The sequence below is a fragment of the Micromonospora sp. NPDC049047 genome, assembly GCF_040649135.1.
In the GTDB taxonomy this organism is placed as follows: Bacteria; Actinomycetota; Actinomycetes; order Mycobacteriales; family Micromonosporaceae; genus Micromonospora.
Window position 1 is genome coordinate 52017 of record NZ_JBEZEY010000002.1, and the last position, 25523, is coordinate 77539.

The 25523-nt window shown below is 71.5% G+C and carries 25 protein-coding genes; 15 read left to right on the plus strand and 10 right to left on the minus strand.

The features are described from left to right. Window positions 1-26: 26 nt before the first annotated feature. On the minus strand, window positions 27-362 hold the full coding sequence (locus AB0B86_RS03245; RefSeq protein WP_007454492.1) for an STAS domain-containing protein: 336 nt from the start codon (window positions 360-362) through the stop codon (window positions 27-29). Between the two features lie 188 nt (window positions 363-550). On the opposite strand from AB0B86_RS03245, the gene hemL reads away from it, so the two are divergent. From hemL to ccsB, 6 genes are all read left to right on the plus strand, one after another. Then, complete coding sequence (gene hemL, locus AB0B86_RS03250; RefSeq protein ID WP_357404717.1) at window positions 551-1888, plus strand: glutamate-1-semialdehyde 2,1-aminomutase; 1338 nt, start codon at window positions 551-553, stop codon at window positions 1886-1888. Window positions 1889-1956: 68 nt separating this feature from the next. Beyond that, the gene (locus tag AB0B86_RS03255; protein ID WP_357404716.1) at window positions 1957-2604 is read left to right on the plus strand and encodes a histidine phosphatase family protein; all 648 of its coding nucleotides are present in this window, start codon (window positions 1957-1959) and stop codon (window positions 2602-2604) included. After that, a complete protein-coding gene (locus tag AB0B86_RS03260) occupies window positions 2604-3170 on the plus strand; it encodes a TlpA disulfide reductase family protein (RefSeq protein ID WP_357404714.1) in 567 nt (188 codons plus the stop codon). The genes AB0B86_RS03255 and AB0B86_RS03260 overlap by 1 nt, the downstream gene beginning before the upstream one ends. Next, a complete protein-coding gene (locus tag AB0B86_RS03265; RefSeq protein ID WP_357404712.1) occupies window positions 3170-3988 on the plus strand; it encodes a cytochrome c biogenesis protein CcdA in 819 nt (272 codons plus the stop codon). Before AB0B86_RS03260 ends, AB0B86_RS03265 begins: the two co-directional genes overlap by 1 nt. Further along, window positions 3988-5625 (plus strand): cytochrome c biogenesis protein ResB, encoded by a 1638-nt coding sequence (locus tag AB0B86_RS03270; protein WP_357404710.1) that lies wholly within the window; start codon window positions 3988-3990, stop codon window positions 5623-5625. Before AB0B86_RS03265 ends, AB0B86_RS03270 begins: the two co-directional genes overlap by 1 nt. Continuing rightward, window positions 5625-6596: a c-type cytochrome biogenesis protein CcsB gene (gene ccsB / locus AB0B86_RS03275; RefSeq protein WP_357404708.1), complete on the plus strand. Its 972-nt coding sequence runs from the start codon at window positions 5625-5627 to the stop codon at window positions 6594-6596. The genes AB0B86_RS03270 and ccsB overlap by 1 nt, the downstream gene beginning before the upstream one ends. Window positions 6597-6611: 15 nt before the next feature. Here ccsB and AB0B86_RS03280 read toward each other — a convergent pair whose 3' ends face one another. After that, window positions 6612-6827 (minus strand): hypothetical protein, encoded by a 216-nt coding sequence (locus tag AB0B86_RS03280; protein ID WP_357404706.1) that lies wholly within the window; start codon window positions 6825-6827, stop codon window positions 6612-6614. A gap of 157 nt (window positions 6828-6984) precedes the next feature. After that, complete coding sequence (locus AB0B86_RS03285; protein ID WP_357404704.1) at window positions 6985-7860, minus strand: alpha/beta hydrolase; 876 nt, start codon at window positions 7858-7860, stop codon at window positions 6985-6987. A gap of 304 nt (window positions 7861-8164) precedes the next feature. Here AB0B86_RS03285 and AB0B86_RS03290 point away from each other — a divergent pair, with 304 nt between their 5' ends. Then, window positions 8165-9625 (plus strand): menaquinone biosynthesis decarboxylase, encoded by a 1461-nt coding sequence (locus AB0B86_RS03290; protein ID WP_357404702.1) that lies wholly within the window; start codon window positions 8165-8167, stop codon window positions 9623-9625. Next, window positions 9625-10536 (plus strand): menaquinone biosynthesis prenyltransferase MqnP, encoded by a 912-nt coding sequence (gene mqnP / locus AB0B86_RS03295; RefSeq protein ID WP_357404700.1) that lies wholly within the window; start codon window positions 9625-9627, stop codon window positions 10534-10536. The genes AB0B86_RS03290 and mqnP overlap by 1 nt, the downstream gene beginning before the upstream one ends. Here the strand turns inward: mqnP and AB0B86_RS03300 are convergent. After that, window positions 10525-11508 (minus strand): terpene synthase family protein, encoded by a 984-nt coding sequence (locus AB0B86_RS03300; RefSeq protein ID WP_357415078.1) that lies wholly within the window; start codon window positions 11506-11508, stop codon window positions 10525-10527. The genes mqnP and AB0B86_RS03300 overlap by 12 nt on opposite strands. Before the next feature lie 151 nt (window positions 11509-11659). Between AB0B86_RS03300 and AB0B86_RS03305 the strand changes: the two genes are divergently transcribed. Then, complete coding sequence (locus tag AB0B86_RS03305) at window positions 11660-12289, plus strand: UbiX family flavin prenyltransferase (protein WP_357404696.1); 630 nt, start codon at window positions 11660-11662, stop codon at window positions 12287-12289. A gap of 103 nt (window positions 12290-12392) precedes the next feature. Here the strand turns inward: AB0B86_RS03305 and AB0B86_RS03310 are convergent, their stop codons facing one another. Further along, the gene (locus tag AB0B86_RS03310; protein ID WP_007454516.1) at window positions 12393-12659 is read right to left on the minus strand and encodes a BldC family transcriptional regulator; all 267 of its coding nucleotides are present in this window, start codon (window positions 12657-12659) and stop codon (window positions 12393-12395) included. A gap of 269 nt (window positions 12660-12928) precedes the next feature. Here AB0B86_RS03310 and AB0B86_RS03315 point away from each other — a divergent pair, with 269 nt between their 5' ends. Genes AB0B86_RS03315 through AB0B86_RS03325 form a run of 3 tightly spaced genes read left to right on the plus strand, consistent with a single transcriptional unit; the run spans window position 12929 to window position 15392 of the window. Further along, complete coding sequence (locus AB0B86_RS03315; RefSeq protein WP_357404694.1) at window positions 12929-13387, plus strand: Lrp/AsnC family transcriptional regulator; 459 nt, start codon at window positions 12929-12931, stop codon at window positions 13385-13387. Window positions 13388-13437: 50 nt separating this feature from the next. Continuing rightward, window positions 13438-14268 carry an SDR family oxidoreductase gene (locus AB0B86_RS03320; protein WP_357415080.1) on the plus strand — a complete coding sequence of 277 codons (831 nt, stop codon included), beginning with the start codon at window positions 13438-13440 and terminating at the stop codon, window positions 14266-14268. A gap of 32 nt (window positions 14269-14300) precedes the next feature. Then, window positions 14301-15392 (plus strand): PLP-dependent cysteine synthase family protein, encoded by a 1092-nt coding sequence (locus tag AB0B86_RS03325; protein ID WP_357415082.1) that lies wholly within the window; start codon window positions 14301-14303, stop codon window positions 15390-15392. Window positions 15393-15407: 15 nt separating this feature from the next. On the opposite strand, the gene AB0B86_RS03330 is transcribed toward AB0B86_RS03325, so the two are convergent. The 4 genes from AB0B86_RS03330 to AB0B86_RS03345 all read right to left on the minus strand — a co-directional run bounded on the left by AB0B86_RS03330 (window position 15408) and on the right by AB0B86_RS03345 (window position 21659). Next, a complete protein-coding gene (locus tag AB0B86_RS03330) occupies window positions 15408-16028 on the minus strand; it encodes a putative glycolipid-binding domain-containing protein (protein WP_357404925.1) in 621 nt (206 codons plus the stop codon). Window positions 16029-16135: 107 nt separating this feature from the next. After that, window positions 16136-17989 (minus strand): DEAD/DEAH box helicase, encoded by a 1854-nt coding sequence (locus AB0B86_RS03335; protein WP_357404923.1) that lies wholly within the window; start codon window positions 17987-17989, stop codon window positions 16136-16138. A gap of 364 nt (window positions 17990-18353) precedes the next feature. After that, window positions 18354-19967, minus strand: a complete 1614-nt coding sequence (locus AB0B86_RS03340; protein ID WP_357415084.1) for a hypothetical protein — start codon at window positions 19965-19967, stop codon at window positions 18354-18356. A 114-nt stretch (window positions 19968-20081) separates the two neighbouring features. Continuing rightward, on the minus strand, window positions 20082-21659 hold the full coding sequence (locus tag AB0B86_RS03345; protein WP_357415086.1) for a C40 family peptidase: 1578 nt from the start codon (window positions 21657-21659) through the stop codon (window positions 20082-20084). Between the two features lie 238 nt (window positions 21660-21897). Here AB0B86_RS03345 and mqnE point away from each other — a divergent pair, with 238 nt between their 5' ends. From mqnE to AB0B86_RS03360, 3 genes are all read left to right on the plus strand, one after another. After that, on the plus strand, window positions 21898-23067 hold the full coding sequence (mqnE, locus tag AB0B86_RS03350; RefSeq protein WP_357415088.1) for an aminofutalosine synthase MqnE: 1170 nt from the start codon (window positions 21898-21900) through the stop codon (window positions 23065-23067). Between the two features lie 23 nt (window positions 23068-23090). Continuing rightward, on the plus strand, window positions 23091-23528 hold the full coding sequence (locus AB0B86_RS03355) for a hypothetical protein (RefSeq protein ID WP_357404682.1): 438 nt from the start codon (window positions 23091-23093) through the stop codon (window positions 23526-23528). A 73-nt stretch (window positions 23529-23601) separates the two neighbouring features. Continuing rightward, window positions 23602-23913: a DUF4229 domain-containing protein gene (locus AB0B86_RS03360; RefSeq protein WP_357404680.1), complete on the plus strand. Its 312-nt coding sequence runs from the start codon at window positions 23602-23604 to the stop codon at window positions 23911-23913. Window positions 23914-24002: 89 nt separating this feature from the next. On the opposite strand, the gene AB0B86_RS03365 is transcribed toward AB0B86_RS03360, so the two are convergent. Then, window positions 24003-25340, minus strand: coding sequence for a C39 family peptidase (locus AB0B86_RS03365; RefSeq protein WP_357415090.1), 1338 nt, complete (start codon window positions 25338-25340; stop codon window positions 24003-24005). Window positions 25341-25523 lie beyond the last annotated feature (183 nt).

Here is a 25523-nt window from a genome sequence, read left to right on the forward strand (position 1 = left end):
GTGGGGTGGGTGGGTGGGGTGGGGGGTTAGCCGGTGGGTTGGTCGTTGCGGATCATCAGGGCGCTGCGCAGGCCGGTGATGTCCAGCACGCGGATCAGGAAATCGCCCACGTGGGTGAGCATCAGCAGGCTCTGCGCGTGGCTTGCCTTGCGGCTGAGCACCACGAGGGTGCCCAGGCCCTGCGAGTCGCAGAAGGTGACACCACCCAGATCGAGCACGATCCGCGGGGGTGGGTCCGCCAGCACCTCGTTCACCACCGTGGAGAGCTGGGCGGCCGTGAGCATGTCGATCTCACCGGCCAGGCGCAGCACTGCTTCGTCGCCCGTCCGGTGTAGCGTGATGGACAGTTCGGCACGATCCACCCGGTCAGCCTAGCGCGATCCGTCCGGCCCGGCCTGTTGAGGCCGAGAGCCACCCCGGCCGAGGTCATCGAGCAGTCGCCTCGGTCCCGCGCTGCCGCCGCCGACCACCACCGGCCAGGGTGAGCCCGGTAACCCCGGCGCGGGGTGGCTGCTGGTTGACCCTGCGGCGCTGACACAATGGCGGCATCGTGACCGACATCTTCTCCGCCGGATCCGGCCGCTACCCAGCCGTCGCGCCGGCCTCCGAGGCCCTGTTCGACCGCGCCCGCGCCATCGTGCCGGGCGGGGTGAACTCCCCCGTGCGCGCCTTCCAGGCGGTCGGCGGCACCCCGCGCTTCATGGTCCGTGGTGAGGGTCCGTGGCTGTACGACGCCGACGACCGCCGCTACGTCGACCTGGTCTGCTCGTGGGGTCCGCTGATCCTCGGGCACGCCCACCCGGAAGTGGTGGCCGCCGTGCAGGCCGCCGCCGCCCGGGGCACCAGCTTCGGCACCCCCACCCCGGGTGAGGTGGAGTTGGCCGCCGAGCTTGTCGACCGGACCCCGATGGAGCAGGTCCGTCTGGTCAACTCGGGCACCGAGGCGACCATGTCGGCGATCCGGCTGGCCCGCGGCTTCACCGGCCGATCCAAGATCATTAAGTTCGCCGGCTGCTACCACGGGCACGTGGACGCGCTGCTCGCCGCCGCCGGGTCCGGCGTGGCCACCCTGGGCCTGCCCGACTCGCCAGGCGTGACCGGCGCGGCGGCCAGCGAGACGATAGTGCTGCCCTACAACGACATCCGGGCCGTCGAGGAAGCCTTCGCCGCCGAGGGCCCGCACATCGCGGCGGTGATCACCGAGGCCGCCGCCGGCAACATGGGCGTGGTCGCCCCCCGGGACGGCTTCAACCAGCAACTCGCCCGGATCGCGCACGCGCACGGCGCCCTGCTGGTGGTGGACGAGGTGATGACCGGGTTCCGGGTCTCCCGCGCCGGCTGGCACGGCCTCGACGCCTCCGACGCCGACCTGTGGACGTACGGCAAGGTCATGGGCGGTGGCCTGCCCGCCGCGGCGTTCGGCGGGCGGGCGGAGATCATGGCGCGGCTCGCGCCGGCCGGCCCGGTCTACCAGGCCGGCACGCTCTCCGGTAACCCGCTGGCCTGCGCCGCTGGCCTGGCCACGCTGCGACTCGCCGACGACGCGCTCTACCGCAAGCTCGACGACACGGCCGCCGTCGTGGGCAAGCTGGCGTCCGACGCGCTGGCCGCCGCCGGGGTCCCGCACCGACTGTCGTACGCGGGCAGCATGTTCTCGATCTTCTTCACCGACGCCGACGTGGTCGACTACGACAGCGCCCGCACCCAGCAGGTGCCCGCGTTCAAGGCGTTCTTCCACGCGATGCTCGCCGCCGGCGTCTACCTGCCGCCGAGCGCGTTCGAGTCGTGGTTCGTGTCGGCGGCGATCGACGACGCCGCTCTGGAGCACATCGCCGCAGCGCTGCCGACGGCGGCGAACGCGGCGGCAGCGGCTGGTAGCGGGGGGTAGCAAACGGTGAGCGCGAGGAGTGAGCCGGCTCTGGGAGCCCCGCAGTCGCGAACAGAGGGAGCGCAGCAGTGAGCAAGACGGTGGTCCATGTGCTCCGGCACGGCGAGGTGCACAACCCCGACCAGATCCTCTACGGTCGACTGCCCGGCTTCCGCCTCTCCGAGCTGGGTGTGCAGATGGCCAAGGCCGCCGCGCAGGGCCTGGCCGAGCGGGAGATCGTGCACGTGGTGGCCAGCCCGCTGGAACGCGCCCAGCAGACCGCCGAGCCGATCGCCGCCCAGTTCGGGCTGCCGGTCGGAGTGGACGAGCGGCTGATCGAGAGCGCCAACTGGTTCGAGGGCAAGAAGGTGTCCCCGGGTGACGGTTCGTTCCGCGACCCGCGTAACTGGTGGGTGCTGCGCGACCCGGTGACCCCGTCCTGGGGTGAGGCGTACCGGGTGATCGCCGAGCGGATGTTCGCCGCCGTGCACGCCGCCCGGATCGCCGCCGAGGGACGTGAGGCGGTGCTCGTGTCACACCAGCTCCCGATCTGGACCCTGCGCCGCTATGTCGAGCGCAAGCGGCTCTGGCACGACCCGCGCAAGCGGCAGTGCGGGCTGGCGAGCCTGACCACGTTCCACTTCGACGGGGCGAAGGTGGTGGGCATCGGCTACAGCGAGCCGGCCGCGCACCTGATCGCTCTCTCCGCGACCGCCCGGACGGCCAAGGGGGCCTGATGAACGCCCGGAGGTGGACCGCCGGCCTGCTCGCCGCCGTCGCCGCGGTGACGCTTGCGGGCTGCTCCTCCGGGGGCGGCGGGGAGAAGAGCTGCACAAGTGACGGCCTCACCATCACCTGTGCGCAGGACCAGCGGTCGAAGACCCCGAAGGTGGTCGGCGACCTGCTCACCGGCGGCCAGTACGACGTCTCCCAGGCACGCGGCCAGGTCGTGGTCGTCAACTTCTGGGGTTCCTGGTGCGCGCCCTGCCGTGCCGAGGCCGACGACCTGGAGGCCACCTACCAGGCCACCAAGGCGTCCGGGGTGACCTTCCTGGGCGTCAACGTGCAGGACAGCAAGGACAAGGCGCTCGCTTTCGAAAAGGGGCGGGTCACCTACCCGAGCATCTTCGACCCGTCCAGCCGCCAGGCGCTGAACTTCGACATCCCGCCCAACACGACACCGGCGACAGTGCTCCTCGACCGCGACGGCCGGATCGCCGTGGTGATCCGTCGCGCCGTGACCCAGGACGAGCTACGGCCGATCGTGGAACGGGTCGCGGCCGAGAAGCCGGCGTCGAACTGATGGGTGAAACCTTCCGGCAACTGGCCCTCAGTGGGCCGCTGCTGCTCGCCATCGGCGCGGCGGCGCTCGCCGGCCTGGTCAGCTTCCTATCCCCGTGCGTGCTTCCACTCGTCCCCGGTTACCTGTCGTACGTGACAGGTCTGGCCGGTGCCGACCTGGAGGGCCGGCGGCCGGAGGCCGATCCCACGCCGGCCGGCGGGGGTGTCGCGGTCAAGGAGCGGGTCGCGCGGATCGGCGCGGTCAAGGGTCGGGTGCTCGCCGGGACGCTGCTCTTCATCGGCGGCTTCACCGTCGTCTTCGTCGCCAGCGCGATCCTCTTCGCCAGCATCGGCCGGGTGTTCTTCGACTACAAGCGCGAGTTGCAGATCGGCGTCGGCGTGCTGATCATCGTGCTCGGGCTGAGCTACCTCGGGATGATCCCCGCCCTGCAACGAGAGTTCCGGATCTCCCGGCTGCCGTCGGCCGGGCTGCTCGGCGCACCGGTCTTCGGGGCGGTCTTCGCACTCAGCTGGGTGCCCTGCACCGGCCCGACGCTCGGTGCGGTGATGGGCATGGCGGCCACGAGCGGCCAGAGCGACCGCGCTGTGGTGCTCGCCGTGGCGTACTGCCTCGGGTTGGGGATACCGTTCGTCGTCTTCGGGCTGGGCTTCGAACGCCTGCTCGGGGTCTTCCGCGCCGTCCGGCGCAACAGCCGCTGGGTCACCAGGGTCGGCGGCGCGCTGCTCATCCTGATCGGCCTGGCGCTTGTCACAGGCGGGTGGCAGAGCTTCGTGATCTGGCTGCAGACCACCGTCGGGGTGGGCGAGGTGAGTATCTGATGACTGTCGTCGACGACCGACCGGAGACCGTGGCCCCGGCGCCCCGGCGTCGGCCCAACCGGCTGCTGGCGCTGCTGCGCAACTCGTGGCGGCAGCTCACCAGCATGCGTACGGCGCTGATCCTGCTCTTCCTGCTCGCTGTCGCCGCCATCCCCGGCTCGGTGCTGCCGCAGCGCGGGATCAGCCCGGAGAAGGTCAACCAGTACTTCGTCGACCACCCGGACTGGGCCCCCCGACTGGACCGGATCGGCGCGTTCGAGGTCTTCGGCTCGGTCTGGTTCTCCGCGATCTACCTGCTGCTGTTCACCTCCCTGATCGGTTGCATCACGCCCCGGTTGCGGGACCACGTCCGGGCGTTGCGGGCCCGGCCACCGGCCGCGCCGAAGCGGATGGCCCGGCTGCCGCAGCACACGGTGCTGCCCGCGCCGGAAGGTGGCACCGCGGCGATCGCCGAGGTGCTGCGCAAGCGCCGCTGGCGGGTGCAGGTGCGCGGCAACGAGGTCTCCGCCGAGAAGGGCTACCTCAAGGAGACCGGCAACCTGCTGTTCCACCTGTCGCTGATCGCGGTGTTGATCGGCGTCGGGCTCGGCTCGTGGTACGGCTGGAGCGGCAACCGACTGCTGGTGGCCGGCGCGGAAAACGAGTTCTGCAACACCCGCCAGCAGTTCGCCGAGGCCAAGCTCGGCCCCCGGGTGGACAGCGCCGACCTGCCCCGCTTCTGCCTGCGGCTGGACGACTTCCAGGCCCGGTTCCTGCCGTCCGGCCAGCCGGAGTTCTTCAACGCCACGGTCACCGTCGACGGCCCGGACGAGCCCACCCGCAGCGCGGACTTCTCGGTGAACTCGCCGCTGCGCCTGAAGGACGCCAGCGTCTACCTGCTCGGCCACGGGTACGCCCCGGTGATCCGCTACACCGACCGGTTCGGCAACAGCCAGCTCAGTGACGACCCGTTCCTCACCACCGGCGACATGGGCCTGACCAGCGAAGGGCTGGCGGCGTTCCCGGACGCGAACGTCGACCCGGCCACCGGGCAGCGCGCACCGGACCAGCAGATGGCGTTCACCGGCATCTACCTGCCCACAGCGCCCGAACAGGGGCCGTTCGTGCGTTCGCAGTACCCGACCGAGCGCAACCCGGCGCTCAACCTGGTCGCCTACCGGGGCAACCTCGGCCAGGACGCCGGCATCCCCGGCTCGATCTACCAACTGGACCAGCGGCAGGTGCGGACCGGCAAGGTCAAGGAGGTCGGCACCAAACTGCTCCGCAAGGGCGAGACCTGGACGTTGGACGACGGTTCCACTGTCGAGTTCGTGGACACCGAGCGGTACGTCACCCTCTCCGTCCGGCACGATCCCGGCGCGACCCCGCTGCTGATCAGCTGCGGGGTGCTGCTTGTCGGGTTGATGGGCTCGCTGTTCGGGCGGCGTCGACGGGTGTTCTTCCGGGTGGTGCCGGCCGACCCCGGGGAAGGATCTCCGACGAGCGGTAGTAGCTTGATGGAGGTCGGTGGGTTGCCGCGTACCGACTACCCAGGGTTCGCCGACGAGTTCACCCAGCTCGTCGCCGCGGTCAACGGTGCCGACCGGCCCGAGGCAGACGCCACTGAACGGGCCGGCGCGCGAGAAGGAGCCGAGTGATGTCCGCACTCTCCGACAATCTGGTGACCTTCGCGATCCTCGCGTACCTGGTCGCGATGATCGGCCACGCCGTGGAGTACGCGCTTGGCAACGCGCGTACCCGAGTCGCCCCGGCGGCTCCGGTCCGTGAGCTGGTGGGGGCCGGCGGCGGCGCCCTGCCACCGCCGCCCGCGCCCGTCGCGCCGTCGGCCGGGAGCGACCGGTCGACGCGACGTGCCCGCCTCGCCGGTCTGATCGCGGTGGGCGCCACCGCTGTCGCCGCCGTGCTGCACCTGGCGGCGCTTGTCACGCGGGGCCTCGCGGCGGACCGGATGCCGTGGGGCAACATGTACGAGTTCGTGCTCACCGTGACGTTCATCGGTGTCGCCGCCTGGCTGGTGGTGCTCTGGAAGCGGCCGTCGCTGCGCAAGCTCGGGCTGTTCCTGACCCTGGTGATGGTGCTGCTTGTCGCCACCGCCGAGCTGGTGCTGTACGTCCCGATCGTGCCGCTGGTGCCGGCCCTGAACTCGTACTGGTTCGTCATCCACGTCTCGACGATCGTCTTCGCGTCCGGCATCTTCCTACTCGGTGTGGTGCCGGCGGTCGGCTTCCTGATGCGCAACGGGTACGAGCAGGGCAAGCGGAGCTTCCCGTACACCCTGGCCAAGCGCCTGCCCGGTGCGGTCGGTCTGGAGCGGTTGACCTTCGCGCTGCACGCCTTCGCGTTCCCGATCTTCACCTTCGCGGTGATCGCCGGGGCGATCTGGGCCGAGGCGGCGTGGGGTCGGCCGTGGGGTTGGGACCCGAAGGAGACCTGGGCCTTCATCTCCTGGGTCGTGTACGCCGGTTACCTGCACGCCCGGGCCACGCCGAGCGTCAAGCGCAACGTGGCCACCTGGCTGGCGGTGCTCGGCTTCCTCACCATGCTGATGAACCTGTTCGGCGTGAACATCTTCTTCACCGGCCTGCACTCGTACGGCGGGCTGGACTGAACCACAGGGCGTGTCCTACCTCCGGTGGCGATGTGACAGCCCGGCCCGGCCGCGCAGGGTTTCGTCCACGCGCAGCGTGACCTGGTAGGACACCTCCGGCAGGTCGGCCAGCTCGATCCGTTCGCCACGCAGCGCCAGTTGGGCGTGCAGCTCCCGGGCGATGGCGTCGCGAATCGTCACGAGCAGGGGAGACAACCCGTCCGGGTCGCCGACGACGAAGGCGTCCGACATGGCCTCCACCCTGCCGCGCCTACCGCCGATCCGCCAGGAACGGTGAGATGTCCCCGCCAGACTTGACCCGACCCGGACGCACCCTCCGTTGGCGGCACCGTGGTCCTGGGAGTGCGGCGACCCGCAGTCCGAAGCGGCACTGGCGGCGGGTCGCCGCTCAGGACGCTCCGAGGAAGTCACGCAGCAGGGCGAGCATCTTGTCCGGGTGCTCCTCGTACAGCCAGTGCCCGCAGTCCTCGATCACCTCGCCACGGACCGTGTCGGCGTACCGGCGAACCTGCTCGGCGACCTGCCCACCGAGGCTGGCCGCCGCGCCGACGGCAAGCACCGGCATGGTCAGCTTCGTGGTCCGGTACGACGCGTTGTCCGCGATGTCCTGCTCGAACGCCCGGAAGTAGGCGAAGCTGGCCGGCAGGTGCGCCGGGTCGCGCAGGTGACCGGCGAACTCCTCGATGTCGGGCGCGGCGATGCTGCCCTTGCGCACCATCAGTGCGTCGGTGAACAGGTCGACCCAGAGTGACTCCCGCCCGCTCACCAACGCCTCCGGAAGCCCGTTGCCGAGGGTGAAGAAGCCGAAGTTCCACACCCCCGGCCCGGCCGAGGTGAGCGCGGGAAACGTGTAGATGCTCTCGTCGGGGATCGGCGCCTCGCTGAGCACCAGCCGACTCACCCGCTGTGGGTGGGCGGCGGCGTACGCGTACGCCACCATGGTGCCCAGGTCGTGCCCGACCAGCCGGAGGTCGCTGGTCAGGCCGAGTTGGTCGAGCAGGCCGTGCAGGTCGGCGGCGACGGTCTTCTTGTCGTACCCATCGGCCGGGGCGTCGCTGCCCCCGAAGCCGCGCAGGTCGGGTGCGACCACGTCGAAGGAGCGCCCCAGCTCCGGCAGCAGGTGCCGCCACATGTGCCAGCACTGCGGGTACCCGTGCAGCAGCACCAGTGGCGGGCCGTTGCCGCCCCGGACGTAGTTCAGGGTGATCTCACCGACCCGCGCCCGCTGCTCGGTGAACCCCGCCGGCACTCGCTCCGCACCCATCGCACCCCCCCATCCGCCGGTTGCCCGGCTACCCGCTCAACCGCCCGCCATGCTCGCGGGGCGCGGCCGTCATCGTTGATCCACCCGACTTCCGTGAAGTCGGGGCATCCAGGCCGCGGGACAGCGCGATTTCATGGGATCCGAGTCGACCTTGGCACCGTCCGGCCGAAGCTGGCGGTGCGGCAGGGTTGCCGCTCGCGTTACCCGGCGACGCTGAGCCGGGAGCAGCTCCGACCCGGGCCGTCGCGGGTGTCACAGCACCCGGCGTGGGTGGTGCGGGAGTCGGTACGGGAGACTGGGCGGCATGGCGGCTCGTGGCTTCCCGTACACCGATCTCAAGGACTTCCTCGCGGCGCTCGAGCGCGCGGGGGAGTTGCGCCGGGTCGACGTCCCGGTCGATCCCACCCTGGAGATCAGCGAGGTGGTCACCCGCACGGTGCGGGCCGGCGGCCCGGCGCTGCTCTTCGAGCGCCCGACCCGGGGCGAGATGCCGTTGGCGATCAACCTGTTCGGCACCGAGAAGCGGATGGCGATGGCGCTCGGCGTCGAGTCGCTCGACGAGATCGGCGCCCGGATCGGCGCGCTCGTCAAGCCGGAGTTGCCGGTCGGCTGGTCCGGCATCCGGGAGGGCCTTGGCAAGGTCATGCAGCTCAAGTCGGTGCCGCCGCGCAAGGTGAAGACCGCGCCCTGCCAGGAGGTCGTCTACCGGGGTGAGGACGTCGACCTGAACCGGCTGCCGGGGCTCCAGGTCTGGCCCGGCGACGGCGGGATCTTCCACAACTACGGGCTGACCCACACCAAGCACCCGGAGACCGGCAAACGCAACCTGGGCCTGTACCGACTCCAACAGCACGGCCGCAACACCCTGGGCATGCACTGGCAGATCCACAAGGACTCGACAGCCCACCACGCGGTCGCCGAGCGACTCGGGCAGCGCCTGCCGGTCGCGGTGGCGATCGGCTGCGACCCGGTCGTGTCGTACGCGGCAAGCGCCCCGCTGCCCGGTGACATCGACGAGTACCTGTTCGCCGGTTTCCTGCGCGGCGAACGGGTGGAGATGGTCGACTGCCTCACCGTGCCGTTGCAGGTGCCGGCGCACGCGCAGATCGTGCTTGAGGGCTACCTGGAGCCCGGTGAGCGGCTGCCCGAGGGTCCGTTTGGCGACCACACCGGCTACTACACCCCGGTCGAGCCGTTCCCGGTGCTGCACATCGAGGCGATGACCATGCAGCGCAAGCCGGTCTACCACTCGATCGTCACCTCGAAGCCGCCGCAGGAGGACCACGGTCTCGGCAAGGCCACCGAGCGGATCTTCCAGCCGCTGCTCAAGCTCATGATCCCGGACATCGTCGACTACGACCTGCCGGCCGCCGGTGTCTTCCACAACTGCGCGATCGTCTCGATCCGCAAGCGCTACCCGAAGCACGCGCAGAAGGTGATGAACGCGATCTGGGGTGCCCACCTGATGTCGCTGACCAAGCTGATCGTGATCGTCGACGAGGACTGCGACGTGCACGACTACAACGAGGTCGCCTTCCGGGCCTTCGGCAACGTCGACTACGCCCGCGACCTGCTGCTCACCGAGGGGCCGGTGGACCACCTCGACCACTCCTCGTACCAGCAGTTCTGGGGCGGTAAGGCGGGCGTCGACGCGACCCGCAAGCTGCCCACCGAGGGCTACACCCGCGGCTGGCCGGAGGAGATGACCATGGCCCCGGAGGTCGCGGCCCTTGTCGACAAGCGCTGGAAGGAGTACGGGATCTGATGGCCGTCCTCGACGCACCGGTGGAGAAGCCGGGCCGGGTCAAGTCCTTCCTCAAGCTCGTCGCCATCGAACACTCGGTGTTCGCGCTGCCGTTCGCGTACCTGTCGGCGCTGACCGCCATGCAGGTCAACGGCGGGCACGTGCGGTGGCTCGACCTGCTGCTGATCACCGTGGCGATGGTCGGCGCGCGGACGTTCGCGATGGCCGCCAACCGGATCCTCGATCGGCGGATCGACGCGCGGAACCCGCGTACCGCCGGCCGGGAACTGGTGACCGGGGCGGTGAGCGTGCGGACGGCCTGGACCGGCGCGGCCGTCGCGCTCGTGGTCTTCCTCGCCACGGCAGCCCTGCTCAACCCGCTCTGCCTGGTGCTCGCGCCGCTCGCCGTGGTGCCGCTCGTCGTCTACCCCTACGCCAAGCGGTTCACCAACTGGCCGCACGCCATTCTCGGGATCGCCCAGGCGGTCGGCCCGGTCGGCGCGTGGCTGGCGGTCACCGGCACCCTGGACGGCTCCGGGCCGGCCTGGCTGCTCGGTGCGGCCGTCGGGTTGTGGATCGGCGGCTTCGACCTGATCTACGCCTGCCAGGACTCCGAGATCGACAAGGAGATCGGCGTGCACAGCGTGCCCGCGCGCTACGGCCGGCGCTTCGCGCTGCACGCCTCCACCGCAGCGCACGTGGTGACCTTCGCGCTGTTCATCTGGTTCGGTGCGCTGATCGGCCTGGGCTGGCTCTGGTGGATCGGGCTCGCCCTCACCGCCGTGGCGTTCGGCTACCAGCACCTGGTGGTGACCCCGACCGACCTCAGCAAGGTCAACCGCGCGTTCTTCACGGCCAACGGCTTCGTCGGCATCGCGCTGTTCGTCTTCGCCCTGCTCGACCTGGTGATCCGGCTCGACCTACGCCCCTGAGGTCGGCTGGACGGTGGCGGCCGGATAACGGGCGCTCTCCACGGTCCAGTCGATGGTGCCGCGGACCGCGTACCCGACCCCGTCGAGATGGTCACTCACCGCCTCGTCGAGCGCCGGGCCGAACGACGGCACCGCGGCCCGCAGCGCGACGAAGCGCCGCATCGACTCCCGCCAGCGCCCAGCGGCCAACTCGACCGCCTCCGCCGACGACACGCCGAGCTCGCCCTCGATGGCCAGGACCAGGTTGTGCCCGCCCGCGGTGGCCCGGTCCCGATCCAGCGAGGCCAGGTCGTTGTACCAGGAGAGCAGGTCGTTGCCGACGTGGGCGATCTCGCGCAGCAGCGGGTGATGGTAGACCGGGTCGGGCACCTGTCGACCGCAAGCGAACTCCACAAGCGGGTACGACGCCTCCGCCGCCGACGTCGACCGCCGCAGTTCGACGTACTCGCTGACGCCGGGTCGGTGGCCGGTCTCCTTGTTGACCGCCTCCTGCCAGGTGCCGTCGAGGTGCCGGGCCACCGCGTTGGCGAAGCGCAGCCGCCACCGCGCCGGCATCCGCTGGTGCGGCTCCCGCCAGGCCAGCACCAGCAGTTGCCGCAGCGGACCGGTCAGCCCGGGGTGCGGTGATCGCGGCCCGTCGTGCAGCACCGCCAGCGTGCCGTCGCGCAGTGCCCGGATCTGCTCCGAGGTGAGTCGGTCCGGTCCGTCGCAGGCGTCGTCGACGAGGAAGAACCAGGTGAACAGGGCGGTCAGCACCCGCAGGTCGGCTTCGGTCGCCGCCGGGTAGAGCCGCCCGGCGTACCTGGCGAAGGCTCCCCGGGACAGCCGGTGCAGCGCGGTGTCGTCAAGCGGGAGGTCGAGCGTGGGCAGCAGGTCGAGCAGCCACTCCTGCACCTGGTCGGTGTGCGGTGCGAGCCGTGATGGGATCGGGCAGTCGGCTCGTAGCGCCCAGAGGATCTCGCCGGTTGTCACCCGATGCCTCCTGTGCGAGATGGGTCCGGTCCGAATCGCCAGCGGCAGCATGTCAGGTTGGCGGGACGCCCATGCACCCATCGGACATGTCGGACAGGCAATCTCGGGGGGTGCGTACCGGCGGGTCGGCTGGACCGGGCAGGCTGGGGGCATGCGGGAACCATGGGTGGTCGGGGTCTCGGGGGCCTCCGGCACGCCGTACGCGGCGGCCGTCATCGGCGGGCTGCTCGACGCGGGCGAGTCGGTGGACCTGATCGTGTCCCGGGCGGCCCGACTCACAGTGCTCGACGAGACCGGAAGACCGTTCCGCGACGGGCACTGGGCCGAGGACCTCGCCGGCTGGCTCGACCGGGACCTGACCGGAGCGGACGTGCGGTACTGGCCGGCCGGCGACCTGGCCGCCGGGCCCAGCAGCGGCTCCTACCGGGTACGCGGCATGGCAGTGGTCCCGGCCAGCACTGCGGCCTGCGCGGGCATCGCGATCGGGCTGTCCAAGGATCTGTTGCAGCGCGCCGCCGAGGTCAACCTCAAGGAACGGCGGCCGGTGGTGGTGGTCCCCCGGGAGACGCCGGTGACCCGCAGTCACCTGGAGCACCTGATCGCGCTGCACGACGCCGGAGCGGTGGTGTTGCCGGCCAGCCCCGGCTTCTACGGCGCGGGTGCGGCGGCCAGCGCGCAGCAGTTGGTCGACTTCGTGGCCGGCAAGGTGCTTGACGCGCTCGGCGTCCCGCACAGCCTGTTCCGGCGGTGGTCCGGCCAGCTCGGCGTGGCCCGGGGCTGAGCTGTCGGCTCAGCGCACGTGTTCGTGCTGCCCGACCCGATCCGGTCGAAGCGGGACGCGGACCGGACTGGCGTCCGGTCCGCGTGGCGTAGTCCGCACCAGTTCAGTACATGCCGGCGTTGGCCGGACCCGGCCCGGTGGATGCGGCCGGCCCCACGTTGCGTGGCTTACCGACCTCGTCCACTTCGTCCAGCATGCCCTCCCCCTCAAGCAGGGCTCGCACCTCGGATTCCCGAAACCGGCGATGCCCGCCTGGAGTCCGGATGCTTCCTATCCGGCCGGCCGCCGCCCATCTCGTCACAGTCTTCGGGTCCACCCGAAACAGCGCGGCGACCTCACCCGGTGTCAGCAGGCGATCTCCAGTGTCCACAGCCCCCTCCTCGCGTCGACGAAGCCCCTGGCTGAACACACTGCCCCCGGCTGGTGCGAGCCCAGAGCCGTCATGAGGGACGTATGGCAATTACAGCACCAGGGACCTGGCGTGTCCGCCAAACGCGAAAAATGCACTGAGTGGGAAGTTAGTAAATGGTACTGGTGCAACCCCTGCCTTGACTGTCGGTTCGTTAACAGTTACTCACTGTTTGGTCCAACGGATGCTGAAGGCGTCGCGTTACGCGTAACCGGCTAAGGTCACTCTCCGTGGACGCCATCGACCTGAGCCTCGTCGACCTGCTGCGCGGCAACGCCCGCCTGTCGTACGCCGAGTTGGCCCGGCAGGTGGGCCTCTCCGCCCCGGCCGTGCACGAGCGGGTCGGCAAGCTGGAGAACAGCGGTGTGGTCCGCGGCTACCGCGCCGACGTGGAGCCGGAGGCGATCGGGCTGGGCGTCACCGCGCTGATCGGCATCGTCGAGGACTCCGGCGCCGACAGCGACGACATGCTCGAGTCGCTGCGCGTACTGCCCGAGATCGAGTCCTGCTACTTCATGGCCGGGGTGGAGTCGTTCCTGCTGAAGGCGCGGGTCGGCACGATCGCCGAGTTGGAGCAGTTGATCGTGCGGTTGAACCGGACCCCCGGGGTCGCCTCCACCCGCACCGCCATCGCACTCTCCACCAAATGGGAGAACCGCCCCCAGCGGGTCGGGCCGAACCCGGCCTGACCGCCGCGTACCCCTGGTGTCACCGGATCGGCCGGCGGTAGCGTGCGCCGATGACCCCGCAGGGACGCCGAGTGGCCGTGGTGACCGGCGCGGCCGGCGGCCTGGGCCGCGCCATCGCCGCCGCGCTGCACGACGACGGCTGGTCGGTGCTGCTCACCGACCTTGACGCCCGGGCGGTGGGCGCGGCCGCGGCACCGCTCGGCGGGTGGTCGGCCGTCCTGGACGTCCGGGACGAGGCCGCCTGCGCCGACATCGCCGCGACCGCGGCCGGCCGGGGTGACCTCGCCCTCTGGGTCAACAACGCCGGCATCCTGAGCACCGGCCCGTCCTGGGAGCACGACGGCGCGACCCGCCGCCGGATGCTCGACGTCAACGCCCACGGCGCCATGAACGGCACGCTCGCCGCGCTGGCGATCATGCGCGGGCAGGGCCACGGCCACGTGCTCAACGTCGTCTCGCTGGCCGGGCTGGTCGCCGCGCCCGGCGAGACGGTGTACGCGGCGAGCAAGCACGCCCTGCTGGCGTTCAGCCTCGGCACCCTGGCCGACCTGCGGATGGCCGGGTACCGGCGGGTACACGTCTCCTGCCTCTGCCCGGACGGCATCTGGACCCCGATGCTGCACGACCGGCTGGACGACCCCGGAGCGGTGGCCTCGTTCACCGGGTCGGTGCTCACCGCGCAACGGGTGGCCGCCCGCGCGGTCCGGTTGGCCCGCCGACCCCGCCCGGTGGTCAGCCTGCCCCGCTGGCGGGGAGCGCAGGTGCGCCTGCTGGACGCAATGCCCCGACTGGCCGTCGCACTCACCCCGCTGATCCGGGCCGCCGGTCGGGCCGGCCAACGCCGGCAACGTCGCCGGACCGCGTCGCCGGACCGCCGCTGACCTCGCCTGGCCTGCTTGCTACGTTTCCGAGCGTGACTCATCTCGACCGGTGTGACGAGGGCAGCCGGACCTGGGTGACGGAGGCGATCGCCGCCGTCGAGGCGGACGCGAACCGCTCGGCCGACACCCACCTGCTGCCGTTCCCCCTGCCCCGGTCCTGGGGGATCGACCTCTACCTCAAGGACGAGTCGTCGCACCCCACCGGGTCACTGAAGCACCGACTGGCCCGCTCGCTGTTCCTCTACGGGCTGTGCAACGGCTGGATCGGGCCGAGCACCACAGTCGTCGAAGCGTCGTCGGGCTCCACGGCGGTGTCCGAGGCGTACTTCGCCAGGATGCTCGGGCTGCCGTTCATCGCGGTGATGCCCGCCTCCACCTCGCCCGAGAAGATCGCGCAGATCGAGTTCCAGGGCGGCAGGTGTCACCTGGTGGACGACCCGGCGACAGTGGTGGTCGAGGCGCGTTGGCTCGCCGAGGACTCCGGCGGGCACTTCATGGACCAGTTCACCTACGCCGAGCGGGCGACCGACTGGCGGGGCAACAACAACATCGCCGAGTCGATCTACGCGCAGTTGGAGTTGGAGCGGCACCCGATCCCCGCCTGGGTGGTGGTGGGTGCCGGCACCGGAGGCACCAGCGCGACAATCGGCCGGTACGCTCGGTACCGCCGGCTCGCCACCAAACTCTGCGTGGTCGACCCGGAGAACTCGGCGTTCTACCCGGCCTGGTTGGCCGCCGACTGGTCGGTCCGGACCGGGAAGGGTTCCCGGATCGAGGGGATCGGCCGCCCCACCGTGGAGGCGTCCTTCCTGCCCTCGGTGGTGGACCGGATGGTCCAGGTGCCGGACGCGGCGTCGCTTGCCGCGATGCGCACCGGATCGGCGCTGCTCGGGCGCCGCGTGGGCGGCTCCACCGGCACCAACCTGTGGGGTGCCTTCGGCCTGATCGCCACGATGCTCGCCGAGGGCCGGACCGGCTCGGTGGTCACCCTGATTTGCGACCCGGGTGACCGGTACGCCGACACCTACTACTCCGACGAGTGGGTCGCCGCGCAGGGCCTCGACCTGACCCCGCACCTGGCCACGCTCGACAGGTTCCTGACCAGCGGCACCTGGCCCGGCTGAGCCGGTCGGCACCGTTCAGCGCGGGTCGATCCGCTCGGCCAGCCCGGGGTAGCGCACCACGTAACCGCTGTCGTCCAGGTCGATCTCGGCGGTGAAGGTGCCGCTGGCGAAACGCACCCGACCCGGCCCGAGCCCGGTGTAGATCTGCTCGGCCGACACCACCTCCAGGCCGGGCAGCAGCACCCACGCCACGGTGATCCGGTGGGCCAGGTCGGCCGGCTCGGCGGCCAACCCCAGCCGGTGGACCGGCAAAGTGTTGAACAGCGGCGAGCCGCTCAGGTCGACGTCGAACGCGTCGGCAAGCCGGTCCGGATCATCCGTGCCCGGCAGGCCGGCCCGAGGGTGCCCGGCGGCGACAAGCGCCGCGTCCAGGTCGCCCTGCTCGGCGGTGGTCACCCGCCACCGGTCCGTGGTCCGCTCCAGCGTCACCCGGCGCAGCCAGCCCAACCCTTCGGCCTCGACCTCGACCCGGGTGGTGGTCCAGTCCGGCGCGGTGGTCAGCTGGTAACGGGCGGTCCAGGGGATCGGGTCCACGGCGAGCATGGTGCCGCGGGCCGCCAACCCGCGGCCGTCGTCGAGCAGCACCTGCTCGCTGCCGGCGGTGTCCGTGCGGGACCAGAAGATCGACTTCGGCATGGTCGGCATGAGCCGGACGTTACGCGACAGCGCCGAACTCGGCAGGGCATGCGCGAACGCCGCCGCGGAGAAGGAACTCCGCGACGGCGTCCGGTGGAACAGTCAGATCAGTGGGTACGCGCCGGCGGTCGCCCGCCGAAACCACGCCGGTCGTCGCGCGGGCGATCGTCGCGGGGCCGGTCGTCACGGGGACGATCGTCGCGAACCCGGCTGTCCGGGCGGAAGCCACCCCGAGTGTCGCGGTCACCGAAGCGCCGCTCGCCGGTCGGCCGGTCACCGTACTGGCGGTCGCCCTGCGGACGGTCGCCGAAACGCCGCTCGCCGCTCGGCCGACCGTCCCGGTCGCCGAACTGCGGCCGGTCACCGAACCGGCGCTCACCCTGCGGGCGGTCACCGTAACCCCGGGTGTCCCGATCGGCGTACCGGCGCTCACCCTGCGGGCGGTCGCCGAAGCCTCGCTCACCGGCCGGGCGGTCGCCGTACCGCCGCTCGCCGGAAGGGCGGTCGCTGTGCTGCCGGTCGCCGTACCGTCGCTCGCCCTGCGGGCGGTCGCCGTACTGGCGGTCGCCCTGCGGTCGGTCCCCGTAACGTCGCTCGCCGGTCGGCCGGTCGCCGTACTGGCGGTCGCCCTGTGGACGGTCGCCGAAGCGCCGCTCACCGGTGGGCCGGTCGCCGTAGCGGCGCTCGCCGCCCGTGCGGTCGCCGAACCGGCGCGGGCCCCGGTCCCGGTCGTCGAAGCGACGGGGGCCGCCGGAGCGGTCCCCGAAGCCCCGGGGCTCCGCCTCGACGCGAACCGGGACGCCGCTGGGCTCGCGGGCGCCGACCAGCTCGGCCAGGGCCTGGTCGCCGACCCGCACCCGGGTCTCGGCCGGCGCGACGCCGGCCTTCTCCATCATCGCCAGGGTGGTGCGGCGCTGCTTGGGCAGCACCAGGGTGGCGACCGCGCCGGACTCGCCCGCCCGGGCGGTGCGCCCCGCGCGGTGCAGGTAGTCCTTGGGGTCCTTCGGCGGGTCGACGTGCAGCACCAGGGTGACGCCGTCGACGTGGATGCCCCGGGCCGCCACATCCGTGGCGACAAGCACGTTCATCCGGCCCTCACGGAACTCGGCAAGCGTCTTGGTGCGCATCCGCTGGGTCTTGCCGCCGTGCAGTCCGCCGGCGCGCACGCCGACCGCCGCCAGCTGCTCGACCAGTCGGTCCACCCCGAGCTGGGTGCGGGCGAAGACCATCGTCCGGCCGTCGCGGGCGGCGATCGAAGCCGCCACCGGGAACTTCTCGTGCGGCGGAATCAACAGCATGTGGTGATCCATGGTGGACACCGACGCGGTCGACGGTGCCGTGGAGTGGGTCACCGGATCGGTCATGAAGCGCTTGACGAGCGCGTCGACGTCACCGTCGAGAGTGGCCGAGAAGAGCAGCCGCTGACCGTTCGCCGGGGTCTTCGACAGCAGGTCGGTCACCTCGGGCAGGAATCCCATGTCCGCCATCTGGTCGGCCTCGTCGAGCACCGTGACCTCGACGTCGTCGAGCTGGCAGATGCCCCGCTCGATCAGGTCGCCGAGCCGGCCGGGGGTGGCCACGATGATCTCCACGCCGCGGCGCAGCGCGTCGATCTGGCGGTCGTACGGGACGCCGCCGACGGCGGTCTTGAGGAAGATGCCCACGGACTTGCCGAGTGGCACCAGCGCGTCGTTGACCTGCATGGCCAGCTCGCGGGTGGGGACCAGGACCAGGGCGCGTGGACGCATCGGCCGGGCCCGGTTGCGGTTGGCCAGCCGGGCGATCATCGGCAGACCGAAGGCCAGCGTCTTGCCCGAGCCGGTCTGCCCGCGGCCCAGCACGTCACGGCCGGCCAGCGCGTCCGGAACGGTGGCCCGCTGGATCTCGAACGGGCTGGTGATGCCCTGCTGGGCCAGGGCGCGGACCAGTTGATCGGGCAAGCCCAGGGCGGCGAAGCTGATCGGATCGACGGTCGCCGTCGGCGCGGGCTCGGCCGCCTGGGCGACGCTCCGGGCAGGGGCGGTGCCGGCCTCGCCGGGGGCGGCGACGGGCTGCTCCCGGCCGGTGTCGGTCGTCGCAGCTGAGGTGGAAACGGACGTAACAGTGCTGGGGTCAGCAGAGGTGGTCAACAAAAGCCTTTCGAGCGGGGCGCATCTTCGCGATGGCCTGCCGCGGCTGTGCCGCCGGATCGCCCGCAAGATCGCCCAGGGGCGCACACCACGCGCGCCGGGTCAGTGATCTCAGCCAGTGTACGGCGATCTGGCGAAGCCGCCAGCCGGTTGCCGGACGGTAGTGGGCGGACTCACCATCGTCACCCTCAGGTGTTCACCCGTTGAGGACGCTGCCCACCAGACCGTCGAGCGCGTCACCGGCGAGGAGCACGACCATGATGCTGATCGCCACCAGCAGCCCCAGCGACGCCGCCAGAACGATCATCACCCGGGTGTTCCGGGATCGTTCGGCCGACGTGTCCGACCAGCCCTGGGCCAGGATGTGCCCGGTCAGCGACCCGGAATTCTCCACCGCGTTGGCAGGTATCGCGATGGTGGTGAAGCCCGGCCCATCGCCGCTGCCATAGACGGTGCCGGCCAGGTCGGAGCCGCCGTCGTGCCGACCTCCGCCGGCACCGGTAACGCCCGGAGTGGCAGAACCACCCGAAGGCCTGCCCGTCGACGTGGTCCCGCGCGGGCTCCCGCTGACATTCCCGGGCGTCCGCGCGGCGCCAGCGGCTCGGGTTGGATCGCCACTGTCATTCCCGGCCGATCGGGAGGTGCCGGTGGTGGACGGTGGCCACGTCGGCAGGGCGGGCGCGGGGATCACCGGCGGCGCGGAGACGGGCGCCCCGGCCCACCCGTCGTCGGCTGCCGTTCTTGCCGTCCCGGCGGTGGACGACCAGCCGGACGGCGGTGCCGAAGCCGCAGCGCTGGCCCGTACCCCGGGCGTGTCGATCATCGCCGGTGGCGGCGGGAACGGCGGTGCCGGCATCGGACCGGGCGGGCCGGGTGGCGCGGGCACCGGCGGGCCGGGTGGCGGCACGGGCGGGCTCGGGATGGGCGGTGCCGGCGGGCCCGGGATGGGCGGCATCGGCGAGGGCGGCGGGATGGGAGGACCCGGGACGGGCGGAACCGGACCGGGTGGCGGCGTCGGGCGGGGCCCGGGCGTCGGCATCGGGCCGGGCGGGTACGGCCCCGGGGTTGGCGCGGGCTCCGGCTCGGCTGGCGCCGGCTGGGTCGGCCCAGGGCCGGGTGGCGTGGGTGTCGGCTCCGGCTTCGGGGCCGCCGGCGGCCGGGCGGGCTCGGGTGCCTGTTCCGGGTCGGCTGGCTCGGGACGCGCCGGCCCGCCCCGGTATACGGCGGGCGTGCTGCCCCGCGTGTCCGGAGTGCCCAGGGCGCCGGGTGTGGCCCGACTGCTGCCGGGAACCGTGGCGCTGGCCCGGGCCGGCGCGGTCGAGTCTTTCCGCTGCGCCGGCAACGAGACATCCACGGAGCCGGGCGAGCCGGCGGAGTCGGCGGAACCGGTAGCGCGGTAGGTGGTTGCGCTCACCGGGGTGCTGGCCGGCAGGTCACTGCGCAGCGCTCCGGCGGTCGCGACGCTGGCGCGGGCCCGTACCGGGGCGGCGGCCGGGCCGGGGTGATCGCGGGTGGGCGCCGGCTGGCTGGCGTCGGGGCGGTTGACAAGCGGCTGGCCGGCGTCCGGGCCGGGCACGTCAGCGCCGACACTGCTGCTGTCCGGAGTGGGATCGGCGTCCACGGAGGCGTCGTCACCGCTGGCGGCGCCGTCGGAATCCGGGCCGGCGGCCGAGGCCGGGTCCGCATCCGAGGCCGCGGCGTCCGAGGCCGCTGCTTTCGTGGACGCCGGGTCGACAGTGCCCGGCCCGGACGGGTCGGCTTGGACGACCACGGGGTCGACAGTCTCCGCCGGATCACTCTGCTCGGCCATCTCCGCCCTCCGCGCCATGCTCGCACCCGGACCCGAGACGTCGAGTCGGATGTGCCTGGTTGTCACGGTGCCACAGATCTTCCCGAGCGGACAGCCGGAGCCGGTCGTGGCGGATCAGCCAGTGGCGCTGGGACTGCCCGCCGAGCTGCGACTGCCCGTGACGCTCGTGCCGGCCTCCGGTGTGCTCGTCGGCGTCGTGCTGCCCGGCGCGCTGGTGGGAGGCGGGGGCGGCGTCGACGGCGTGTTGTCCGGGGTGGCTGTCGGGGTCGGCGAGTCGCTCTCGGTCGGCGTCGGCGTCGCACCGCCGGTGGGCGTCGGCGTCGTGCCGCCGGTGGGCGTCGGGGTGGCCGGCCCGGTCGGCGTCGTCGAGGGCGTCGGCTTCGTGGTCTGCGTCGGCTTGGGCGTCGGCGTCGGCTTCGGGGTGGGCTTGACGGTGGGCGGCGTGACCGGCGGGGTCGTCGGCACGGTCACGACCGGTGCTGGCACCGCGCCGATCACCCGGGTCGCTGCGTACAACCGGGACCAGCTGACGACCGAGATCTTGACGACGTCGCCGGTGGTGGGCGCCTGCACCATCTTGCCGTTGCCGATGTACATGGCGACGTGGTGGATCGTCGTCCAACTGCTGCCGGAGGCGAAGAAGAGCAGGTCGCCGGGGAGTAGCGCGCTCTGCGGCACGGTCCGGCTCCGGGTGGCGGCGTACTGGTCGCGGGACACCCGTGGCAGGTCGAAGTAGTCGGCACCCCGGGACCGGTACGCCGCCCACATCAGACCGGAGCAGTCGAACCGGTCCGGCCCCTCCTCGGACCACTTGTACGGGTCGCCGAGCTGCGCCAGCGCGTACCGGACCGCCGCCATGGCCCGGGGGTGGGCGGCCATCCCGCTGATGTTCTGGTTGGTGACGTAGCCGGCGCCGTACTGCTGCTCGGCGGCCTCCTGCTGGCGCTCGATCTCGATCAGCTGGGCGGCGTTGTTGCGGCGCAGGGTGAGCAGGCTCGCCTCGGCCGCGCGGAGTGCCGTCTCGCCCGTGGTGAACTCCGTCTGGGCGGTGCTGAGCAGGGTCTTGGCTTCGGTGTGCTTCTGGTAGGCGGCCTGTTCATCGGCGTGGGCGCGGGCCAACGCCCCGGTCACCCCGGTGGTGCCGCCGTCGACCTTCTCGCCGCGGGTGATCTGTTGCAGGCGGCTCAGCCCACGCAGGTCCTGGGCGAACTCGCCGGGCGGCAGCGCGGCGTCTGCCTTGACGGCGTCCGCGGCGGCCGCGTCGGCGTCCTGCTGGGCCCGGAGCAGGGCGTCCTGCGTGGTCGCCAGCACCTTGCTGGCGGCGTCGAGCTGGGCCTGGGCGTCCGCGCGTTTCTGCCGACTCCTCAGCAGCGCCTCACCGAGCGTGCCGACCTGGGTTTCGGCGGCGTAGATCTGCGCGGCGAGCGGGCCGGTGCCGATACTGCCCACCGGTGGCGCCGACGGGACGCCGCCGAAGGGCGGGGCGCCGGGCAGTTGGGGCGTGCCGATCGCCGGCGGGCGGGCGCCGATGTCCGGCACCGTCGTGGGCACTGCCGGGTCGGCGTACGCGGGGGTGGCCAGCACGGCGGCGGCGATCGCGCCGAGCAGGGCGGCCCAGAGCTTCGGACGCAGGACCGGCGAGATCACCGGGCTCCGTCGTCGCTGCCGTCGCCCGCGCCCGCTGTAGACCATTCCGCTCCCCGTTCAACCGCTCGTCGCCGCGCTCGGTGGGCGCGACCGCCGGGACGGTACCAGTGTGTGTGTTCCGCCCCACCTTGTTACTACCGCACCTCGCCACTCATGTCGATGCGTTGTCGGGTTACGGGAGGCTGAGAGTCTGGTGAAGTGGGTCGCTGTCGCCGACCGTGCCGCCGGCCTACTCGACCCCTCGACGTACGCTCGATCGGACCGCAGGTGGAAGGGACGTGCCATGGACGCCGGACTCAAGCGTGAGCTCGAAGCGAAGGTGTACGCAGGTGAGCGGCTGACCCGGGAGGACGGTGTCGCCCTCTACGAGAGCGACGACCTGACCTGGTTGGGGCGGCTGGCGCACCACAAGCGGACCGAGCTGAACGGTGAGCGGGTGATGTTCAACGTCAACCGGCACCTCAACCTGACAAACGTCTGCTCGGCGTCCTGTGCGTACTGCTCGTTCCAGCGCAAGCCGGGCGAGAAGGACGCGTACACGATGCGCATCGACGAGGCGGTCCGCAAGGCCAAGGAGATGGAGGACGAGCAGCTCACCGAGCTGCACATCGTCAACGGCCTGCACCCGACGCTGCCCTGGCGGTACTACCCCAAGGTGTTGCGTGAGCTGAAGGCGGCACTGCCGAACGTCAAGCTCAAGTGCTTCACGGCGACCGAGGTGCAGTGGTTCGAGAAGATCAGCGGTCTGAGCGCCGACGAGATCCTCGACGAGCTGATGGACGCCGGCCTGGAGTCGCTGACCGGCGGGGGCGCGGAGATCTTCGACTGGGAGGTCCGGCAGCACATCGTCGACCACGCCTGCCACTGGGAGGACTGGTCGCGCATCCACGCCCTGGCGCACCGCAAGGGCATGAAGACCCCGGCAACCATGCTGTACGGCCACATCGAGGAGCCCCGGCACCGGGTCGACCACGTGCTGCGGCTGCGGGAGTTGCAGGACGAGACGGGTGGCTTCGCGGTCTTCATCCCGCTGCGTTACCAGCACGACTTCGTGGACTCGGCGGACGGCAAGATCCGTAACCGGATCCAGGCGCGCACCACGATGGCCTCGCCGGCCGAGTCGCTGAAGACGTTCGCCGTCTCCCGGCTGCTCTTCGACAACGTGCCGCACGTCAAGAACTTCTGGGTGATGCACGGGCTGTCGGTGGCCCAGCTCTCGCTGAACTTCGGTGTGGACGACCTGGACGGCTCGGTCGTCGAATACAAGATCACGCACGACGCCGACTCGTACGGCACCCCGAACACCATGCACCGCGAGGACCTGCTGCACCTGATCTGGGACGCTGGTTTCCGGCCGGTCGAGCGGGACACCCGCTACAACGTGGTACGCGAGTACGACAAGGCCCCGTCGCTGGCTGAGCGTCGCGCCCAGCCGCAGCAGGTCTGGGCCTGAGCCACCACGTACCCTCGCAGTCGATGACCGAGCAGAGTGGTTCCGAGCAGCAGGGCGGGTTTCCCCGCCGGGACGCCGAGGGGCGCGTTCGTACCCTTGGTGATCTGCTCGGGGTCTGCCTGGCCGGTCTGGTGATCGGTGCGCTGGCGTTGGTGCTGTTCGACTGGGCGTTCGCCTCGATCGGCGCCGGCGATTTCGGGCACACCAACGGCTGGTTGGCAGTGATCCTGCCGGCCTGGCTGTTCTGGGACGATTTTCGGGCCTGGTCGTTCGGCGCGGCCCGGGTGGTGGCGGCGGTGGTCGCCGCCGCCGTCGGGGTGTTCGTCGGGCTGCTGATCGCCGGTCTGGCCGCAGGCCTGCCGACGCTGCTCTCCGGGACGTTGGCGGCGGGGGCGTTCACCGTGGCGTACGCGATGATCTGGTTCCCGGGTGTCCGCTGGCTTACCCGCCGGACCGGCTGACCGGGGCCGCCCGTCGGGCGGATCGACTGTCCCGCCGGCACCGGTGGGCGACGGAGAGAACGGAGTGGTGCAGGTGAGCGCCGCGCTCAAGTACACGCTGGGCCGGATCGGGCTGTTCGTCGCCGTGCTGGCCGGTCTCTGGCTGATCGACATGAACGTGTTCCTGAAGCTGATGTTGGCGTTGGTCTTCTCCGCCGCGCTCTCCTTCTTCCTGCTGCGCGGCTGGCGCGACGAGATGGCTGGAGAGATGGCCGACGCCACCGAGCGCCGCCGGGCCGAAAAGGAACGCCTCCGCTCCGCCCTAGCCGGCGAAGACCAGCCCTCCACCCCGCCCAGCGCCCCCACCCCGCCCCCCAACCCCCAAAACCCCGACTCCCCGCGTTGATCATGAAGTTATTGCCACGACACGCCGAGTGAACGGGCAATAATTCATGATCGACGCAGCTGGGGGTGGGGGTGGGGTGGGGGTGTGGGTTACCAGGTGGTGGAGGTGGGGGTCTTGGGCCAGGGCTTCGAGGTGGGCTTGATCAGGTAGGCGATGCCGCCGGAGCCGCCGGAGGTGCATCCGCTGGCGTTCGTGCGCTTGGTCCGCAGCCAGATCTGCTCGAACTGCGTGCGCTTGTAGACGTTGCGCACCACCTCGTTGCTCGACGAGGCGGGGTCGTTGACGATCACGTCGCCGTCGGCGGTGAAGCCGACCACCACGAAGAGGTGCCCGGAGGTGCCGTAGTTCGCCCCGTCCAGCTCGCTGGCGAGGAAGGACTGGCTGGTCACGACGGGAATGCCGGCGGCGATGAAACGCTCCAGATCGTCGAGTGAGTGCAGTCGGGTCACCCGACCCTCCAGTCCGGGGAAGCTCGCCGCGTACGCGGTGTTGAACGGCCAGTTGCCGGCCCCGTCGTACGCGTAGTCGAACGTCATCCGGGCGGCGTGGTTCACCGTCGGGTCGGGGTAGGTCGGGTCCACCCAGGAGGTGTCGGCCGCCGACGGTTTGCGACCCCAGTACTCGACCACCATCTCGGTGGAGGTGGGCGAGCACCACGCCTCGCCGCCGCCGTCGTACTCGGGGTAGTGCCCGGCGTGCACGTTCTGCGAGTAACGCGGCACCGGCAACTCGACGCCCCAGGCGATGTGCCCGGCGCTGGGCGGCACGGTGAAGCGATCCGGCACCGTCGAACTCATCGCGCCGACCATCCGGACCACCGGTGCGGCGGTCTGCCCGGGTGCCCGGTAGAGGGTCAGCCGCAGCTGGTACGACCGCAGCAGCACCCCGGCGTCGGCGTCGTCGATGCTGAAGGTGTCGGTCCAGATCGTCGACCAGGGGTCGCCCTGCGGTTCGACGCTGGTCCGCTTGATGTCGGTGTCGCCGGACGCCCAGCGACCCATGACGTACCACGGGGTGCGGTCACCGCTCGTGTAGCCGCCCTGCATCTCCACCTGGATCCAGGTGCCGGCGGGGGTCTCCGCGTTCCATGACGCGATCAGTTCGGTGGCGTCGAAGCCGATCCGGGTCTCCGGTGAGGTCCAGGTGCCGTACTCCCAGGTGCGGGTGCTGCCGGTGTGGGGGTCGGTGTATTCGGTGGTGCCGGCCGGGCGGTCCAGGGTGAGTCCCGCCCGGGCGCCGGGCAGCACGCGGGTGCCGGCCCGGCTGCCCCGGTGCCAGTCGGCGGGCCCGGACCAGTCCTGGAAGGTGATCTGCTCGTCGTGGTCGGCGGTGGGTGGGCGGCCGGCCATCGCGGGCGCGGTGGTGGCGAGCAGGGTGAGCGCGGTGACGCCGGCGAGGGCGCCCGCGCGCAAGCGGGATCTGGCCATGAGTGCTCCGCGGGGGTCGAGAGGGGCATCGTCGCCTGTCAGCTTTCCGTTCGGAAGGAAGTTTCGCCAGACGTTGACGCATGGAAAATCATTGCCGCCACGATGATCCGCCTGGGATGGACCAAGCAACGATCAATGTTGATATGACCATGTGACGGATGGTGAAGTGTTCTTCACCGAGCG